Source organism: Neisseria sp. DTU_2020_1000833_1_SI_GRL_NUU_006 (genome assembly GCA_032388755.1).
Taxonomy (GTDB): Bacteria; Pseudomonadota; Gammaproteobacteria; order Burkholderiales; family Neisseriaceae; genus Neisseria; species Neisseria sicca_C.
Genome location: CP135593.1, coordinates 428,499 through 445,207 on the forward strand (window position 1 = coordinate 428,499; position 16,709 = coordinate 445,207).

The following is a 16,709-nucleotide window of genomic DNA, read 5'->3' on the forward strand; positions in this document are numbered from 1 at the left end:
GACCTCCAAACTTTTCAGGTCGTCTGAAACCTTAAACCGAAAGACACAACATGCAGACAAAACCTTTTTTTCAGACGGCCTTATCCCTGTCGCTCGCCCTTGCCTTAAGCGCGTGCGCCGTCCACGGCACCGACCAAAACCTCACGCTCGAATCGACGGGGCAGGTCATGAGCGCGGCGGAGACCGCCGAACGTTACGACGTGAACGGCAACTGGTGGGAAATCTACCAAAGCCCGCAGCTCAACGCCCTGATGACGCAGGCTTTGGAAAACAATATCGATTTGAAACAGGCGGCCATCAGCGTCAATAAAGCCCTGTATCAGGCGAATATTTTGGGGGCGGATTTGGTGCCGTCGTTCAGCGGCTCGGTGGGCGCGTCCACATCCAAAAACCTGAAAACCGGCAGCCATGGCAACACCTTCAGCAGCCAGCTCGGCTTGAGTTACGAATTGGATTTGTGGCGCAAACTCAGTGCCACCGCCGACGCGCAAGTATGGGAATACCAAGCTACGCAGCAGGATATGGCGAACACGCGCCTGACTTTGATCAACAATGTCGCCGACGCCTATTTCAATATCGCTTATCTCAACGAAGCCATTGAATTGGCGCAAAAATCCCTCAAACAATATCAGGAAATCAACCGCATTGCCGATGCCAAGTTCCGCTACGGCAGAGCCGATTCCAGCCAGCCGATGCAGGCGAAACAATCGCTCTTGAGCGCGCAAAACAACCTGATTTCCCTGAAAAACAGCCTCGACACGCAAAAACAGGTTTTACGCAACCTGCTCAATCTCAAGCCGAACGAAGCCATCGCCGCCGACCCCGCGCAATACCGCCTGCTGCCCGTCAAAGGCGTGAACCTCGACGTACCGATTACCGTGTTGGCGAACCGCCCAGACCTGCGCGCCGCCGAATACCGCCTGCAATCCTCGCTCCAGTCCGTCAAAGCGCAAAAACGCAGTTGGTATCCCTCGATTACATTGGGCGCGAGCTTGAGCACGTCATCTGAAAAAGCCAAAAGCGCGTTCAATATCCCGCTCTTGGGCGGCTCCGCCACCATCAACCTGCCGTTCCTCAACTGGCAGACCATGAAATGGAAAGACAAAACCGCCCAAGCCAATTTCGACAGTGCCAAACTCGACTTTGAAAAAGCCCTGACCACCGCGCTGAACGAAGTCAACACCAACTACCTCGCCTACCAAAACGCCCAAGCCGCGCTCAACAACCAAGAACAGCGTTACGCCTTGGACAAGAAAAACAGCCGCTACTACCAAGTGCGCTACCAACACGGCAAAAACGAGCTGAAAGACTGGCTCGAAGCGCTGAACACGGAATACGGCTCCGCCCAAAACGTGCTGAACCAGCGGTACGAAACGCTGAAATACGAAAACATGGTGTATAAAGCGATGGCAGGACGTTATACGCCGAAGTAGGAATGAACAAATTAATCGAAGATGCCGGTTCTTTATTTGACTGACCTGATGCACAAGAAATACTTACTTTAAAACCACGGCAAATGGCTAATTACGGCGGATTTAAGCATTGGTTCTTTCTGATTTTTCCGCACATCGCAAAGAGCAGCAGTCTCAATAGTTTTGTCGGTGCTTTTTTGATGCATTGTGCCATGCAACAACAAAAGCACCGACATTTTTATGCCGATTCGGGTAGATTTGTGTAAACGGGAAAAGACGAGAAACGGGGAACAATAAAATGTAATACTGAATAAAATTATTTATATACAAATGGTTGTATAAAAGTAGGGCGGAGATACAAGCAAGCAGCGGGCGTTTTCGGCGGCTTGGCGGGCTTCTACCAGTGATACGGTCGGATATTTGCCGATTGAAAGCGTTTTCCGTTTGCCGTTATACGAAAAGTCAAACCGCCATAACTTCCCGCCGTTCCTATTGATATACAGATACAAGCCCTTCCCGTCATTCAGCTTGAATGGTTTTTCGGAGGGTATGGCGTTTTTGATTTGGCGCTCGTTCAGCTTCATTTTTACGGTATTTTTTCGAGGTATTTTTCAGATACCGCAAAAGATACCGTAAATTTTAGGTTACTTCAATTAAGATGAATTAGACGGAATTATACAATCAGGAAGAAGACAATAGGATAGCAATCAGCCTGAAAGACCTGTATTTACTGAGATTGGTTGATGGTATTAGACAGGATTAAACGAAAAAAAAAACGCCTGAAATTTTCAAGCGTTTTTGTATGTTGGGATAAGACACAAACCAAAGGATTAATACATTGTTTTATATCATTAAAATAATCAAGAAATGAGGATATACCCCCAAATAACCCCCCATTTTGTCAAAGTCAAAATTTTTCAGGGGTAAGCATTACTCCACTTTAGCTGTTCGCCATCAGATTAGCGGCTGATATTCAGTTCCGCCGTTTTGCCTGTCTTAGCAAGCATGGTTAATAACGCATCTATCGTGAACTTGCTGATTTTGCCGTTTACCAAATCGGAAACACGGGGGCGGCTGGTGTTAAAGATTTCTGCCGCCTGTTCCTGTTTCAAGTTCTGCTCTTTTATCCATGCGCTGACGCTTTCGGCAAGCTGTAACTTGGTTCTGATAATCATATCGCTATGTGCCTTGAGTTTGGCGGCTTCGTCAGGCTGAAAACCCAAATCGGCAAAAACATTACCGCCTACCGGTGTAATATGCGTGGTTTTCGATGTCATTTTTCTATCTCCTGTATCAATGCCCTATATCGGCTCTTGATAATTGCTGTGTCTTTCGGGGCGGTTTTTTGGCTCTTCTTTTGGAAGCTGTGCAATACATAGACGGCTTTTTCAAACTTAGCCACATAAACCACTCTAAACGCCCCGTCGGGCAAACGTTTTCTAAGTTCCATAACCCCGCTGCCAAGACTAATCATCGGTTTAAAGTCTGTCGGCTCTAAGCCATTTTGGATCAATCCCAATTCATAGCCGAAATGCCTTACCGCTTCAATCGGAAAGGCTTTTAGGTCTTCTAGCGATGTATCACGCCATTCAATCGGCTTCTCTCTGTTCATGTATCAAATTTTATACAGATAAGCAGCAAGAGGCAAGAATAAAGAAAAAGCGTATATATACAAAAAAACGCAAAATCGTTTGGTACCTTTGGTACCAATGGCTAAAAGCCTTGCCAGTCATGGCTTTCACGGTACCAAAACACATATCTTAACTTTGGTACCGTTTGGTACCGCTCCTATTTTTTGGGCGTAACCATATGAATATAAAGGGGTACCAAATAGTACCAAATCGGTACCAAGTAAATTTATGTTCATTTGGTACCGTTTTTTCTTTATTTTTATATTGATATTCATATGGTTATAAATGTAAAGTTTTGTGGTTCCAAAGGTACCAAATGATTTTGCCTCGCGCATAGGGTTTTATCTGTCCGCGCGTATTGGTCTTGAAATTATTTATCCCTCGTCTGTCTTTGTCGGTCATGGCGGAAACAGGACGTAATTGTGCTATCAGCGCGCTTTGCCGTTTGGGTATGGATTGTCTGAAGTAATGGGCGCAAAAAAGCCCGCCTGTATCAGTCATGGCGGGCTTGGTGGGCGTTTTGAATTAACCCTATGCAAACGGTCAGTCGTCCAGTTCCATATTGGGGGTCAGCACATAAAACCAGCCGTTCCCTTTCCGCTGGTGTTGGTAGCCTTTGTTTTTGTGGTTGTATTTCAGCAATCCCCCGTCTGACAACACGCGGCAAACTTTCAATTCATCGAAGCTTTGGGCGATTTCATCGGCAAAGACGCGGCGGATTACCCATAATTCCAATTTCTCCCCCTCCTGTTTCCGATAGCCTGCATGGTCTTTGTTGGTACTTTTATCGCTCCAGTCCACAAACCTCATACCCAATGCGTATAGGTCGATAAAGTCCTCCGCCTGCTCGATGATTCGGCGGTCTTCGTGTTTCCCCGCCCCGTTGGTTTCCAGCCATTCATCAAAGCATTGTTTCACGCCTGCCATGCCTACGCCTGCGGGCAAGCCTGTAACGGGGGCGGCAAGCTCCAAAGCGGCGGCGGCAAGGGCAAAGCGTTTCGCCACTCTTCGCGCCTGCCCTGACAATTCGGGGACGGTCTCCATAAATGCGGTCATGCGCTCGTTTGCCTGCCGTTTAGCTTGTTCTAGGTCGTCTGAAAGCCGTCGGATGAACGCCCTGCCCGCCGCTCCGTGATATTGTTCGGCGGATTGGGCGATATGTTCGCTCAATAATGCGCCGCTCTCGAAGCCGTGCAAGGTGTCGTAAATACCGTATCGGGCGGCGGCTCTGATACTGGGCAGACGGGCGGCTTGCCCGGCGTTCCAATCGCCTTTGTGGTGTTTCAGGATGGAATCGGGGGTCTTTTCGCCTGTCGAGAACATCATCACTTTCCAGCGGCTCAAGGCGCGGTTGCCGCCCTGTTTTGCGCCTTGCACTTTGTTGATTCCGTTCATGACGCTGTAAACAGTGTCGCCGATGACGTGGGGGCTTGCCTGCCCGATTTCGTCCAATACCAGCAAGCCGTCATTGCGCGCGGCGGCGGTATTGGAAAAGCCTATTTTTGTGCCGCTCCAAGACAACAGGCTGCCCGATGGTCTGCCCCATACGCTCAAGGCTGCTTTGGCGGCGGTGGTCTTGCCGTCAGATGAATCGCCCGTCAGATGGAAACCGCCCGATTCTTCGCTCAACAGGGACAGCAAGGGGGCGGCAAAGGACGCGCCCAATGCCAGGCAAAGGCGGCTGTTTCCCGCTGCGTATCGGGCGATATTTTGCTGCCAGTCGCCAAGCTCTCCGTTTGGTCGGTATGCCGCCGCTTGGCTGGTGTCGCCGTTGTAGATGACGGCGGGGGTTTTGCCGTCTGCCGTGATGGTTTCGCCGCTGGGCATGATGTAGGTGTCGCCGTGCCAGCCCGCGCGGTCGGTAATGGTAAAGGCGGTACGGCTGCCCTGTGTCTGCAAATAATCTGCTAGTCTTTCCCTTTTTGCCCGCCCGCTCATGACGGTTAAGCCGTAACCCTGCAAACGCTGCCAGCCCTGAACCGTGCCGATTTCCGCTTGTGGGATGGCGGCGGTCTTGGTTTGGCGTGTGATTTTGTCCTGCCAGCGGATAACGCGGTAATACGCGCCGTCGTTGTCCTGCCCTGTGCCGATGATGTCGATAGGGTCGGAAAGCAATAGCGGCTCTGCTTCGATGGCTTCGCCTTCTTTGCTTGTCCTGACGTTTATCCACCATACGCCCCGATGGTCGGTATCGAAGCGGGGGCGCGGGCGGTATGGTTCGATGTCGTTGATGTTATAGTTTTTGGTGCTTTCCTGCTTCGCTGTTTCGGTATTTTTCATGCTGCTTTTCCTCCGGTGTTTTGTATGAGGTCGTCTGATTGGGTTTCAGACGACCTTTTTGCTTCTTTCAGTTCGTCCAATGCGTCATAGCCTGCCGTGTCGCTCTGCCATATGCGCGCCTTGATTCCCTGCTTGATGGCTCGAACTGCCAAATCATGCGCGGCTTTGAAACCTACGGGGCGCGGGGTGTCATTATCGGCAATAATCGCAATCTCTTTCAGGTCGTCTGAAAGCAGGTATTTCGCCAAGCTGTTTGCGCTCAAGGCGGCGGATAAGCCCCAATCGCGGGCTTGGAACAGTTCGCGGGCGGCAAGGGCGGTTTCTATGCCCTCTGCGATGACAAGCCGTCCGTTTTCAGGGGTGGGGAACAAGTGAACCGCCATGCCTGAAATGCTGCCCTGTTTGCGGCTCTGCATTTTCTTGGCGGGCAGGGCTTCGCCCGTTTCGGGGTGTTTGATTGCCAGCTTCTGATAATGCGGGGCATGTAGCCCGTCCTCTCCATATGGCTTGTCATAGGTCGTCTGAAAATAGGTCATGTGTAAGCCTTGAAGCCCTCCGCCCGTATCGCGGATGGCGCAAACCATACAGGGGAAACGACCGATAAAAAGCGGCTTGTCCTCCCCCGTCGTCCAATAATCCGCCTCTCTCAAAAAACGGACGTTTTCAGGTAACTGCACCATGTCCAAACCGCGTGATTTCAAATACTGCACGGCGGGGGAATCGGCGGTTATCGGTTCTGCCCCGTCCCACAATGCTGCAAGTTTGCCGATTTGGTCTTTTTCGGGGCGTGGTTGCGTCTGTGGGCGTGTGGGCGGTATCGGTAAGGGGTTTGCACCGCCCATGTTCAACACGCCCGCTACGGCGTGCAATGCTTCGTCAAAACCGCAATTCAGGTAGTGCATTACCAAGCCGAAACCGTCGCCCGCGCCGTTCTCCCAATGGCTGCAAATGAATGTGCCGTTGCCGTCCTTGTCGTCGTACCTGAAACGGTCTTTACCCCCACACGCGGGGCATGGCTGGTGTTTGTTTTTCAAGTATCGCTGGTCTATGCCGATGGCGGCGTGGATTTCCTGCCAGCGGTATTGCGCGGTGGCTTTGATGTCTTGATAGGTCGGTTTCATTGCTCTGCCTCCCCTGTTACAGGTTCTAAAACTATTCCCGCCATCGGGTCGGTCTCCCATATGGTCGGTGTTGTCTGTATTGCCTGCTCCGTGTCTGCATGGGCGGGCTGGTTACAGGCTCGGATTGCCAAAGCCATCAACAACACCCCAAACACCAGCAAAGCGCGGTTGGAATAGCGGCGGAAACGGTCGTTTTTGTCAGTCGGTTTCATGGTTTCATGTCCTCCATGCCCCAGCGCACCAAAAATATCAAGTATCGAAAAATCAGATACTTACAAAAACACTAGGGCGAAGTTTGCCCTATGCCGTCCAAAACGGGCGGCATAAAGGCGGGTGTTTTTCAGGGATTTAGCGGATTTGTTCGGCTGTCGTTACACTGAAAGCAGCCCATGCTTTTAGGTCGTCTGAAAGCGAAGCAATAAACGACTGACAGGCGGCAACGGCGGCGGCGTGTGATGGATAGATACCCAAACGGCGGGCGGTACATGAATGAACGTCAATATCGGCTAAATACGCGGTCGGTTCGTGGACGACGGCGCAAAAGCCTTGTTCTGATGGGTATTGAACGTCTTGGATTTGAATAGAATTTGAAGATTGCATTTGAAATGCTCCTAGTTAAATTGAGATTTGAGAAATGCCCGAAATAGGGGGCGGTGCTCTCTCCTGTAACTAGTCAGGCGTGGGCGTTGCCGCTACCACACACCGCCATAACTCGTGATAGGTCGTCTGAAATGCTAACGTTTGATAACATTACAAACGCCCGTAAAAGAATTTTGGCGATAAAAAATCAGCGTTTACCCTGCTGATTTGGGCTAGTTAATTTAAGAGAGAACCTAAATTCTGATTCTCAAGGCTCGATTTGTCAAATGATTTTTGCATTGGACGGGTTAAATTATTTTGTCCAGCACAATCAAGACAGTTGCATACTCAATGCGCGCTATGTCGTTTCCAACGATTCCGATGATGTCGGCAAGCGTAATTTCACTGTACGGCTTATTAAAAAAAGTGTTGCTGACTTGCTTTATTTCCTCTTGGCTTAACGGGCATTTGCGCTCTTCCTGTTTCACTTGGCTGATTTCCGCCTCTGCCTTGATTTCCGCCTTATCCACCAGCAAGCCCAGCATTTTTGCCTTGCCCATCGTTGCCGATACCGCCGCGCTGCTTTGCGGTGTAGGGGCTGCCAATGCGGCCGCCCGCGCCTGTTCCAGTTCGCTCAACAGGTCGCCCACCGTTACCGCGTGGCGTTGCCGTGCCTCTGCCTTGAGGTCATCTACCATCGCGGAAATATCGGGGTCTTGAAGCAGCTTATAGGCTTCATTCGTTACCGTTTCGGGCTTCATGTTGTCGGCGTTGTAGGCTTGCCGATATGCTTCGCTCGCATTACCCGTTTCCACATACAGACGGGCAAACTGTTCTTGTTTCGGGGTCATGTCCTTAATCCTTTTAGAACGCCGCCCAATAGCGATTTTTCAGCCTTTGGGCGGTTGTTTGAGTGTTGCTATTTCAAATTGTCCAAAGCCGCTTCTTTTTCTTTCTCCACGTCTTCCAAGATGTCGAAAATAGCGTTTTCTTCCCCGCCTGTGCCGTCCATCATGTTGAAGAAGCCGGGTAAACGTAAATCAATGATTCGATTTGGCAGGGATTGCCCATAGGACGGGCAATCAGCCCGCAAACCGTTTTCTTGTAGCTTCGTTTTCATCTCAACGGCGGCTTTACCGATTCCCACCAATTTCGCGGCAGCTTTGATATAGGCGCGCGCGGCTTCCATATACTCGGGCAAGTGGGTTTCTTCTATATCGATGACAAACATTTCATATCGGGAAACGAACAATAAATTGCGAAGCTCTGAAATGCGGTTCAGATGCTGGCGGCGTTCATCAAAAAGGCTTTCCAACAGTTCTTTTTGCGCTTCCAGCATATCGGCGGCGCGGTCTGCCTCTTCGCGTTTGGCGGCAATCTCTGAATCAAGCCCTTTGGCTTCTTCGCTGTTTGTGGGTTTGCCCATTTTCAATAAATTGGCAAATATGCCTTTGCGTCTGTTTCGTAGCCCCGCAAATTCATTGATAACCGCCTGCGCTTCTGTAACGCCCGCTTCTGCCGCTTCAATTTGGGCGGTCAGTTCGCTGCATTTGTCCTCTTCCTCTTTCAGTAACTTTTGGCGGGTCTCAAAAGTTGTCTTTGTATATTCGATATTCATAGTTAAAGCTCCTGATTTAATTGATTAATACGAATCGACCGCGTTTCACGGTTTCCCCGAATTGGTTGGTTACTTCTTCCATCACGGTAACGATGTCATGCCCCGCCCTGCGAAGCTCCATGATGCGCGTGTTGTAGCCCAATATGCCCATTTGGGAAAGCTCCCATGATGTAACGCTGCCCTGTTTCAATCGGGACAAAACGCGCTCTCGTTGACTTGGCGTTTTGGGTTTGCCGTTGGTAGAATAGCTGCTCATGCTTAATAATCCTTTCCGCCGTCTGAATGTCCGTTCAGGCGGCATTTGTTTTGCGCCTGATAAATCAATTTGCCCGCTCTTCGCGTTTGGCTGCCAGTTTTCCAAGATACTCTTCAATCTCACTGGAAAGCCAGCCGGTAATATTTTCGGAAAGTTTGATAGGCTTAGGAAAATCAGGGCGGTGATGGCGGCTCTTAGGGTTTGCCCAATTCCAGATAGTCGCACGGGAAACACCTAATTCACGGGCTACACTTTCTGCTCTTAATACTGTGTTATTCATTTACTTTGCCTTTCGTTTGTTTGGATTAACTGGGTGTATTTTGCGAAAGACAGGCAAACAAAAAAACGGAATCAGGATTTAACTTGACCTGATTCCGCTTGTTGAAAGCCCTATAAATAAAGGCTGGAAAGATAGATTACTTTTTTTTATTTTTCGGGTTTTCTTCCCGTTGCAGCCCAATCAGGGCGAATGATTTGCGCTATTTTATCTGCCATTGTTTGCGTGATTTTCCCTCCTGATTGCTCAATTACCCATTTAGCAATATCTGAATTATTTGGCTGTGTGTCTTTTTCAAGTGGGGATGCGTTTCCCCAAAATTTGGAAAATGCTTGATTGGCAAGTTGTAGTGTTTGTGGTGGGCTATTGTAATTAGCTTGTTTATTTTCATTTTGTGGGTGTGTTGATTTTAGACGGCTAATTTCATCTTGAAGATTGTGAATGAGTGTAGGATATTCCGCAAACTCACTAGTTGCCATAAATAAATCAGGTTTCGTTCTCTCTATTTTTTCAGGTAAGGTGTTAGAATTTCCTGTTAGATAATCAAGTAAGCTGCCTAACGTATCTCGATATGCGTTAGTTGCTTCTTTAGTGTTAAGCAATAATTTACTTTCGGGAATACCTCCAGATTCTTCTATTTCTATTAGTTCGTCATATAAAATAAAGTAGCAGTCATCATACTGATAAAAATCAAGCATGGAATCAGATTGAATTTGTGCATCGTGTAAATTTTCAGTAGTAAATATGAAACTACAAGAGTAAAAATCATAATCTAAAAGCCAAGTGGCAATATCTTGATAAGTTATCTCAAGAGATGATTTACCGCCCCGTTCTTTAAGTTCATCTTTAAAATCATTTTTTATTTTTTCAAATAAAGATTGAATAGTTAAATAGTATTTACTATTTGCCATTCGCTTAAATTCTCGTTGAAGAATATTTTTTTGTGCCTGTGTTTTTTTCATTTGTAGAATTTAGCCTCAATGTGCCTTGTTATATTCAATCAGTTGCAATGCTTGGTTGTATCGCTCCCGCAAATAGTCGCTATACCATTGCATAAATTCTTTGCGCTCATTCAGATAATCGGCGCGGTTATAGGCGGCGCGGATTTTGTTGTTTTCAATGTGGGCAAGTTGTCGCTCTATCGCGTCAGGGTTGAAACCTTGTTCATTCAAAACACTGCTGGCAAGCGAGCGGAAACCATGCGGGGTTACTCTGCCTTTGTAGCCCATGCGCTCAATGATTCGGCTGATGGTTGCGTCGCTGATAAAACCGTCCGTCTTGGTGCGGCTCGGAAACAGAAACGGCGTATTGCCTGTAAGCTCTTTCAGTTCTGCCAAAAGTTCAAGCGTCCAGTCAGCCAGCGGCACGGCATGGGGCGGTTTCGGCGCGGTCTTTTCGTGCTTCATACGCTGGGCGGGAACTGTCCATATTGCCGCGTCAAAGTCTATTTCATTCCATTGTCCGCCCCTTAGTTCCGTGCTTCGTAAAAAGGTCAGCATATTCAAAATCAGGGCTATTCTGTTTTGCGGCTCAATCTCTGCCAATATCAGGCGGCGAAAAAACTCGGTCAGTTCTTCACGGGGCAGGGCGGGGCGATGGTCGGTCTGCTTGGCGGGGATGTATTTCCGCAATGAATAGGCGGGGTTGGTTTCCACTACTTCAAGCATGACAGCATAGTCAAATATCGAGCCTGTCCATTCCCTGATTTTTTCCGCCGTATTGTTCACGCCCCGTGTCATTACGCCGTCGAGAACCGTTTTAATATCGCTTACCCTGATTTCCTGTATCGGCATTTCGCCGATAACGGGGAAAACGTCGGTTTCAAAATATCTCAACACTCGGGCGGCGTGGTTTTCTTTCCAGCGGATTAGGTTGTCAGAATGCCAGCGGCGGGCGATGGCTTCAAAGGTATTTAGGGCGGCGGCTTGCCGTTCGCGTTTTTCCTGTTGCTTGGCTTCGCTGGGGTCTTGCCCCGATACAAGCAAGCGGCGGGCATTTTCGGCGGCTTGGCGGGCTTCTACCAGTGATATGGTCGGATATTTGCCGATAGTAAATGTTTTCTCTTTGCCATCTATACGGTATTTCAGGCGGAAAATTTTCCCACCTGCTGGGGTAACTTCAAGATACAGGCCGCCCCCGTCAAATAACTTGGCTTTCTTTCCAGTATCAGACGGCTTGGCGGCTTTGATTTGGCGGTCGTTTAGGGGCATTGGGGGTATGTTTTTTATGAGTGTTGTCAGATTCCCCGAATCATACCCCCATATTTTGGTTTATTCAATTATACGGCATTGGGGGTATTTAGACATTTGGCAAGGGGGTTAATAGCCTGAAAGCCTTACCAGTATTGAATCTTGATTACTGCGTTAGATTTGATTAGACAAAAAAATAACCCCTGAAAGGGGTTAGGTGGTGCGGACGGAGTGCGATTAAACAGATAATAGGTTATGATTGATTAGTGTTAATTTGAATCTATTTAATATACGAAACAATATGATATAAATTGAAGATAGTTGATTATGATTGATTATGGTCTTTTATAACATATAATGGCTTGTCCCTAATTTGTCCCAAACCTATACCGATGGCAACAATCGAAAAACGGAACGGTAAATACCGTGTCAAAGTGCGCCTGAAAGGTGTTACCAAGTCTGAAACATTTACTTTGAAGTCTGATGCTGTTGCTTGGGCGGCGAGGACTGAGGCGGCAATTTTAGACGGCATTCAGGGAAATGCGCCAAAAAGCCTATACTTCGCCGACCTGATCGTCCGATACCGTGATGAAATCACTCCGACGAAACGAGGAAGTAGGGCGGAAACGTACCGGCTGAATCGTGCGCTACGGTCTGAATTGGCTGATATTAAGGTTGGTGATTTGCGCCCTTATCATTTTGCTCAGTGGCGCGATAATCGAAAAAAAGAGGTACAGGACGCAACAGTAAGGCGTGAACTGGAAACCCTTTCTGCCGTATGCCAAATGGCGGTCAAGGAATGGGGGCTTCTGCCGTCAAATCCTCTATTGCAAATCCGCCGCCCAAGTAAAGGCAAGGCGCGGAATTATATTCCGTCCGACGAAATTGTTTCGGCGGTGGTGCGCGAACTTGGTGTCGTCGATGATGTGCCTATTATCACGACAAAACAACGTGTCGGCTTAACTGTCCTGTTTGCCATTGAAACTGCGATGCGAGCCAGTGAAATCTGCAACATGGCTTGGCGGGATGTATACCTAAACCGTCGCGTCGTGCATCTGCCGATAACGAAAAACGGGAGCAGTCGGGACGTACCATTATCCAAAAAGGCGATGTCGATACTGGATAGATTGCCACGTTCTGATAGTGGTTCTGTGTTTGATATAAGCTCCCACACGCTTGACGTGATGTTCAGACGTGCGCGGGCTAGGGTCGAGGGGGCTGATGATTTCCATTTCCACGATACGCGCCACAAAGCATTGACGCGCATGGCGGCGAAAGTCGAGCCTATGCAACTAGCAAAAATTAGCGGTCATAAGGATTTACGCATATTGCTGAACGTGTACTATAACCCCGATATTGGGGAGCTTGCCGATTTGTTGGATTGAAAAAACCGCTTGTTAAGGCGGTTTCTTTATTTCTGTCGGCGGCGACGGATAAAGTCGTGTACTTCGGCTTTCGGCCATAACCGTTTGCGCGGCGAAATTACAAACGGCTTTGGAAAGTCAGACTGCTTGCAAGTCTGATTAACGAATGTTGCGCGTTTGACGTGTAGTAATTCCGCGCATTCTTGCGCTGTTAGATACATCTTCTGCCCTTTCGTATTTTCATCAGGCGGTATTTCCGCCGCCTGTCGGATTGGTAGTTATTCAGCCGACGGCGCATTATTGTTCCGTACAAACTCGCCAAATCGGGCTTAAAGTAATTTTCGCCTTTTACGATTTTCCCGTTCTCGTTGAAAATCGGATTGCCGTTTTCGTCAAACTTGCTCCAGTTTGACAAATTGACTTCTTTCAGCGCGCCGACCATATCAAAGCCCATCATATATCCCACGCCGATTGCCGTTACGATTTGGTCGCATAACGCGTCTAAAATCTCGATAGACTGATTTTCATCCATGCTTTCAACGCCTTTTAGATATGGGGCGCAATCACTCTTAAAACGCAACTCTTGCAAAGCCACATCATCGCAATGTAGATTCATGGCGTTGCACATTTCTTTGATTTCTTCAAAATGACAAGCAAACTGAACCATCACATCTTTACTGGTCGGATTTGGTTTTGCTGCCTTAAGCCAATTAATGATTTTTTCAATGTTCATTTATAAACTCCTATTCGATTTGTACGATGTATTCTTTTTTGTCATGCGGCTTGTTTTGGTTTACCGCCTGCGCTTGGTAGTAGGGGCTCAATCCGTAGGGAGTAATACAGGTTATGACGTTGATTTACTCGACCCTGTAATGGCGTGCTGCCACGGTCTCCAAGGTACTTTGTCATTCTCAAACAGGTTGCCGGTTTTTGGATTGATGAAAACGTATCCGCTTGCTAGTCCTGTTCTTTGCCATTGTCTGCGTAAGGCTTCCAAGGGGCGGCTATTGAGTTCGATGTCTCGGCAGCTGTGGGTTTTAGTGCTTTTGAGCTTGCCAGCCACGGATGCTTTGTTTACGCGCACGCACTGCCTCTGGAAGTCGATGTCCTGCCAAGTGAGGGCGATGAGCTCGCTGGTACGCATACCGCTGAAAAAGGCCAGTTCGAAGTAATTGTGAAACACAGGTTTGTTTTTCAGGTAGCCTAGGATGGATTCGGTCTCTTCGAGCGTAAACGGGTCGGGCGGCTCTTTCTGCACTTTGGCGTTGGCTAGATGCTGGGCGGGGTTGTCTTTTATCCTACCGTCGCGGAGCGCAAGAACAAACGGCTGCCGAATAACGGTGGCGACGTTATTGCGAGTTTTTGCGCTACAGTCTAAGGTAGCCAGCAGCCCGGCTAGGGTACTGTACTGGATACGGTCTGTCGGCATTTCGCCAATTTTAGGCAGGACGTGGCTGTTGAGCATGCCGCGATAGAGGGATAGTGTGGAGTGGGATAGCTGGTTAACGGTGGCTAGCCAGGCTTCGGCCATCTCACGGAAGGTGGGGCTGCGCTCCGTTTCTTCAGCCCGTTTGGAATCGGGGAAGAATTCGGCGTAGTCGAATACGCCGATGTCGATTCGGGTACATACTTCTTCCCAGAGTTTAGTAGCGTGCCGGATGTTAGCGGTGGTGGGCTTGAGCGGCAGGCTTTCCCAACATCGTTTACCCCGATACATGAACCATATTTTGATACTGCGATCGCGGATAACTACACCGGTTGGTATTCGTTTCGTTGCCATTTTTCTACCTCTTTTACGTTGATTAAGATGTGGCGGTCGGGCGCACGGTAGTAGTGGAGTCCCTCTACCCAAACGCCGGTGCTGATTTTGTCCCTTAAAGCCTTTTCTGTATAGCCTGACAATTCGGCGTAACGTTTCAACTGGATTTGGTTCAGCATATTCAATCCTCCATATGAGTAATTAGGACTTGCAGTAAGTGGTCGTAGTACCGTAGCCAACCATGTGGCGGACATCAGGTAACCTGAGTCGTCTTTCTGTTTGCATTTTTCCTCCAAATTTAGAGTTCGCCTTTAAGCGGCTTAGTTAATCCATTGTCCACGGCAGATTGTGTTCCACACTGCGTCGTGGCGGGTGATTTACCGTTGGGATAAGCAACAGTGTCAGGTGCGCATCCATTGCCTATATCGGTACCTGCTATATTAGCAGCAAGAAGCCCTAAAATTTTTTCAGCCCATTCTCAAAGAATGGATGAATATTGGCAGACATATGGCGGTTTGAAACGTGGAAAAGCCCTTGTTCACTGAGTGAATAACAGGTTACTTTGGATTGACGTAGTTAGTTATCCCTATAAAAAGTACGATAGTCACAAGTGCATTCATGTAATGGAACTAGGTTCTGTTAATGCTGAGTGCCGCACGGTTTTTAATATAAAGTAGAAATAACATTAAATATCAATGGATTGATATTTTTGAAATGGTTTCTACCCGAGCCCTTGGCAAAACTCACTAACCAGAGAACTTGGTCAGGCACACTTTCCCATCTGCTTAGTCTAATCAGGCACCGATTGAGCGGACAAGGTTCTAATATCCCCTACGCTGATGTAGGTCTCGTTGGTGTTATCCGGACTTGGTCCATCGGTGGCTGACAAAATCAGGTCCGCACATTGGTGCAAACGGAATCTGTACCACCACCGGCAATGACTATGATGCATGCCGGGTTAAAGGCACTTTAAGCTCGCTCACAGCATATCTGCACCGATTCAGAAAGTCATACCTACGGACAAAGGGCAGATTGTCGAGACCAAATCGGCAATCAAAAGGGGTATTGAGGTAGAAAGCAAGGTTCTCTGACAAGGCAGACAGCCTTGCTTGGAAGCAGGGATGGTTGCAAGGATCTAGTTCTTATTACTCACTGAAAGATAAAACCTAAGCAAGAGGTGATGATGCATACCAACGACCAGCAGCTATCTTCCCTAGTGACCGGAGAGTACCTAGGTCCGTTGTAGATGCTTCCGTTGCAGATGGTTCCGGTGTTGATACTGTTTTCATTGCCCGCAGCATTTGTTTTCATTCAATGATCTAATAAGCCATTTAATATTATCAATAGAATAGTCTATCGACATCTTTGATGTATACAGAATAACTGCTCCATCCAGCCTTCAGGCAACAGCCGGAAGCATCAATGACATGGTTGGAGACCTTTGTAAAATACCTCTCTTCACCTTTTCGCTAACAGCCGAAACCCAAACACAGGTTTTCGTCTATTTCCGCCCCTAATTGCTCCTGATTTTACCCAAATGCCCCCTTAATCCTCCCCGGATACCCGATAATCAGGCATCCGGGCCGCCTTTTAGGCGGCAACAGGCACACTTAGCCTGTTGGCCGCTTTCAACAGGTTCAAACACATCGCCTTCAGATGGCTTTGCGCACTCACTTTGAGCAGACCAAAATAGGCTGCCCGGGCGTAGCGGAATTTACGGTGCAGCGTACCGAAGCTTTGTTCGACCACATAACGGGTCTTCGACAAATATCGGTTGCGTTTGGTTTGCGCTTCCGTCAGCGGACGGTTGCGGTGGGCTTTGCGCATAATGCCGTCTAACAACTGATGCTCTTTCAGATGTTGCCGGTTTTCCTTGCTGTCGTAGCCTTTGTCGGCATAGACGGTCGTACCTTCGGCAATGCCTTCCAACAAAGGGGACAGATGGTTGCATTCATGGGTATTGGCGGGAGTGATGTGCAGTTTCTCGATATAGCCTTCCTCATCGGTACGGGTATGTTGTTTGTAACCGAGTTTGTAGAGGCCGTTTTTCTTTGTCCGGCGGGCATCGCTGTCTTTACTCGGTGTGGTTTGTCCGCTGACTTGTCCTTCTTCATCGACTTCTATGGCCTGACGCTGTTTGCTGCCGGCGGTCTGAATAATGGTGGGCGGATTCGCATTTGAAGTGCAACTTTCCATAACAGAAAAAGGCCAGTATGCGGTAGC

General features: G+C 48.4%; 18 protein-coding genes and 1 pseudogene. 2 read left to right on the plus strand and 17 right to left on the minus strand.

All coding sequences use genetic code 11. From position 1 onward, the window contains the following. Nucleotides 1–50 precede the first annotated feature (50 nt). Entirely contained in the window at nt 51–1,433 is a 1,383-nt protein-coding gene (locus tag RSJ68_01990) for a TolC family protein (GenBank protein WNU97555.1), read from the plus strand. A gap of 299 nt (nt 1,434–1,732) precedes the next feature. On the opposite strand, the gene RSJ68_01995 is transcribed toward RSJ68_01990, so the two are convergent. From RSJ68_01995 to RSJ68_02055, 13 genes are all read right to left on the minus strand, one after another. After that, on the minus strand, nt 1,733–1,996 hold the full coding sequence (locus RSJ68_01995; GenBank protein ID WNU97556.1) for an Arm DNA-binding domain-containing protein: 264 nt from the start codon (nt 1,994–1,996) through the stop codon (nt 1,733–1,735). A gap of 375 nt (nt 1,997–2,371) precedes the next feature. Continuing rightward, nucleotides 2,372–2,689 (minus strand): XRE family transcriptional regulator, encoded by a 318-nt coding sequence (locus RSJ68_02000; GenBank protein ID WNU97557.1) that lies wholly within the window; start codon nt 2,687–2,689, stop codon nt 2,372–2,374. Continuing rightward, a complete protein-coding gene (locus RSJ68_02005; protein ID WNU97558.1) occupies nt 2,686–3,024 on the minus strand; it encodes a type II toxin-antitoxin system RelE/ParE family toxin in 339 nt (112 codons plus the stop codon). The genes RSJ68_02000 and RSJ68_02005 overlap by 4 nt, the downstream gene beginning before the upstream one ends. A gap of 562 nt (nt 3,025–3,586) precedes the next feature. Beyond that, a complete protein-coding gene (locus RSJ68_02010; GenBank protein ID WNU97559.1) occupies nt 3,587–5,323 on the minus strand; it encodes a DUF927 domain-containing protein in 1,737 nt (578 codons plus the stop codon). Further along, nucleotides 5,320–6,444 carry a primase-helicase zinc-binding domain-containing protein gene (locus tag RSJ68_02015; GenBank protein WNU97560.1) on the minus strand — a complete coding sequence of 375 codons (1,125 nt, stop codon included), beginning with the start codon at nt 6,442–6,444 and terminating at the stop codon, nt 5,320–5,322. The genes RSJ68_02010 and RSJ68_02015 overlap by 4 nt, the downstream gene beginning before the upstream one ends. Continuing rightward, nucleotides 6,441–6,656 (minus strand): PTS sugar transporter subunit IID, encoded by a 216-nt coding sequence (locus tag RSJ68_02020; protein WNU97561.1) that lies wholly within the window; start codon nt 6,654–6,656, stop codon nt 6,441–6,443. The genes RSJ68_02015 and RSJ68_02020 overlap by 4 nt, the downstream gene beginning before the upstream one ends. A 136-nt stretch (nt 6,657–6,792) precedes the next feature. Beyond that, nucleotides 6,793–7,044 (minus strand): hypothetical protein, encoded by a 252-nt coding sequence (locus RSJ68_02025; GenBank protein WNU97562.1) that lies wholly within the window; start codon nt 7,042–7,044, stop codon nt 6,793–6,795. A 287-nt stretch (nt 7,045–7,331) separates the two neighbouring features. After that, entirely contained in the window at nt 7,332–7,874 is a 543-nt protein-coding gene (locus RSJ68_02030) for a terminase small subunit (protein WNU97563.1), read from the minus strand. A gap of 68 nt (nt 7,875–7,942) precedes the next feature. Continuing rightward, a complete protein-coding gene (locus RSJ68_02035) occupies nt 7,943–8,641 on the minus strand; it encodes a hypothetical protein (protein ID WNU97564.1) in 699 nt (232 codons plus the stop codon). 16 nt (nt 8,642–8,657) lie between these two features. After that, a complete protein-coding gene (locus tag RSJ68_02040) occupies nt 8,658–8,897 on the minus strand; it encodes a helix-turn-helix domain-containing protein (protein ID WNU97565.1) in 240 nt (79 codons plus the stop codon). A gap of 64 nt (nt 8,898–8,961) precedes the next feature. Beyond that, nucleotides 8,962–9,177: an AlpA family phage regulatory protein gene (locus tag RSJ68_02045; protein WNU97566.1), complete on the minus strand. Its 216-nt coding sequence runs from the start codon at nt 9,175–9,177 to the stop codon at nt 8,962–8,964. Between the two features lie 146 nt (nt 9,178–9,323). Next, nucleotides 9,324–10,136, minus strand: coding sequence for a hypothetical protein (locus tag RSJ68_02050; protein WNU97567.1), 813 nt, complete (start codon nt 10,134–10,136; stop codon nt 9,324–9,326). A gap of 15 nt (nt 10,137–10,151) precedes the next feature. Then, nucleotides 10,152–11,384 carry an integrase arm-type DNA-binding domain-containing protein gene (locus tag RSJ68_02055; protein ID WNU97568.1) on the minus strand — a complete coding sequence of 411 codons (1,233 nt, stop codon included), beginning with the start codon at nt 11,382–11,384 and terminating at the stop codon, nt 10,152–10,154. A 371-nt stretch (nt 11,385–11,755) separates the two neighbouring features. On the opposite strand from RSJ68_02055, the gene RSJ68_02060 reads away from it, so the two are divergent. Continuing rightward, a complete protein-coding gene (locus RSJ68_02060; protein WNU97569.1) occupies nt 11,756–12,748 on the plus strand; it encodes a site-specific integrase in 993 nt (330 codons plus the stop codon). A 190-nt stretch (nt 12,749–12,938) separates the two neighbouring features. On the opposite strand, the gene RSJ68_02065 is transcribed toward RSJ68_02060, so the two are convergent. The 4 genes and pseudogenes from RSJ68_02065 to RSJ68_02080 form a co-directional block, all read right to left on the minus strand. After that, a complete protein-coding gene (locus RSJ68_02065) occupies nt 12,939–13,460 on the minus strand; it encodes a nucleoside triphosphate pyrophosphohydrolase family protein (GenBank protein ID WNU97570.1) in 522 nt (173 codons plus the stop codon). Nucleotides 13,461–13,571: 111 nt separating this feature from the next. Then, nucleotides 13,572–14,507 (minus strand): DUF3596 domain-containing protein, encoded by a 936-nt coding sequence (locus RSJ68_02070; protein WNU97571.1) that lies wholly within the window; start codon nt 14,505–14,507, stop codon nt 13,572–13,574. Continuing rightward, nucleotides 14,477–14,665: an excisionase gene (locus RSJ68_02075; GenBank protein ID WNU97572.1), complete on the minus strand. Its 189-nt coding sequence runs from the start codon at nt 14,663–14,665 to the stop codon at nt 14,477–14,479. Before RSJ68_02075 ends, RSJ68_02070 begins: the two co-directional genes overlap by 31 nt. Before the next feature lie 1,411 nt (nt 14,666–16,076). Next, nucleotides 16,077–16,649, minus strand: a pseudogene (locus RSJ68_02080) (IS5 family transposase). Nucleotides 16,650–16,709 lie beyond the last annotated feature (60 nt).

Excerpts from the sequence above, each read along its gene's own strand:
- RSJ68_01990 (WNU97555.1), top strand. The coding sequence starts at position 51 with ATGCAGACAAAACCTTTTTTTCAGACGGCCTTATCCCTGTCGCTCGCC.
- RSJ68_01995 (WNU97556.1), bottom strand. The coding sequence starts at position 1,996 with ATGAAGCTGAACGAGCGCCAAATCAAAAACGCCATACCCTCCGAAAAA.
- RSJ68_02000 (WNU97557.1), bottom strand. The coding sequence starts at position 2,689 with ATGACATCGAAAACCACGCATATTACACCGGTAGGCGGTAATGTTTTT.
- RSJ68_02005 (WNU97558.1), bottom strand. The coding sequence starts at position 3,024 with ATGAACAGAGAGAAGCCGATTGAATGGCGTGATACATCGCTAGAAGAC.
- RSJ68_02010 (WNU97559.1), bottom strand. The coding sequence starts at position 5,323 with ATGAAAAATACCGAAACAGCGAAGCAGGAAAGCACCAAAAACTATAAC.
- RSJ68_02015 (WNU97560.1), bottom strand. The coding sequence starts at position 6,444 with ATGAAACCGACCTATCAAGACATCAAAGCCACCGCGCAATACCGCTGG.
- RSJ68_02020 (WNU97561.1), bottom strand. The coding sequence starts at position 6,656 with ATGAAACCGACTGACAAAAACGACCGTTTCCGCCGCTATTCCAACCGC.
- RSJ68_02025 (WNU97562.1), bottom strand. The coding sequence starts at position 7,044 with ATGCAATCTTCAAATTCTATTCAAATCCAAGACGTTCAATACCCATCA.
- RSJ68_02030 (WNU97563.1), bottom strand. The coding sequence starts at position 7,874 with ATGACCCCGAAACAAGAACAGTTTGCCCGTCTGTATGTGGAAACGGGT.
- RSJ68_02035 (WNU97564.1), bottom strand. The coding sequence starts at position 8,641 with ATGAATATCGAATATACAAAGACAACTTTTGAGACCCGCCAAAAGTTA.
- RSJ68_02040 (WNU97565.1), bottom strand. The coding sequence starts at position 8,897 with ATGAGCAGCTATTCTACCAACGGCAAACCCAAAACGCCAAGTCAACGA.
- RSJ68_02045 (WNU97566.1), bottom strand. The coding sequence starts at position 9,177 with ATGAATAACACAGTATTAAGAGCAGAAAGTGTAGCCCGTGAATTAGGT.
- RSJ68_02050 (WNU97567.1), bottom strand. The coding sequence starts at position 10,136 with ATGAAAAAAACACAGGCACAAAAAAATATTCTTCAACGAGAATTTAAG.
- RSJ68_02055 (WNU97568.1), bottom strand. The coding sequence starts at position 11,384 with ATGCCCCTAAACGACCGCCAAATCAAAGCCGCCAAGCCGTCTGATACT.
- RSJ68_02060 (WNU97569.1), top strand. The coding sequence starts at position 11,756 with ATGGCAACAATCGAAAAACGGAACGGTAAATACCGTGTCAAAGTGCGC.
- RSJ68_02065 (WNU97570.1), bottom strand. The coding sequence starts at position 13,460 with ATGAACATTGAAAAAATCATTAATTGGCTTAAGGCAGCAAAACCAAAT.
- RSJ68_02070 (WNU97571.1), bottom strand. The coding sequence starts at position 14,507 with ATGGCAACGAAACGAATACCAACCGGTGTAGTTATCCGCGATCGCAGT.
- RSJ68_02075 (WNU97572.1), bottom strand. The coding sequence starts at position 14,665 with ATGCTGAACCAAATCCAGTTGAAACGTTACGCCGAATTGTCAGGCTAT.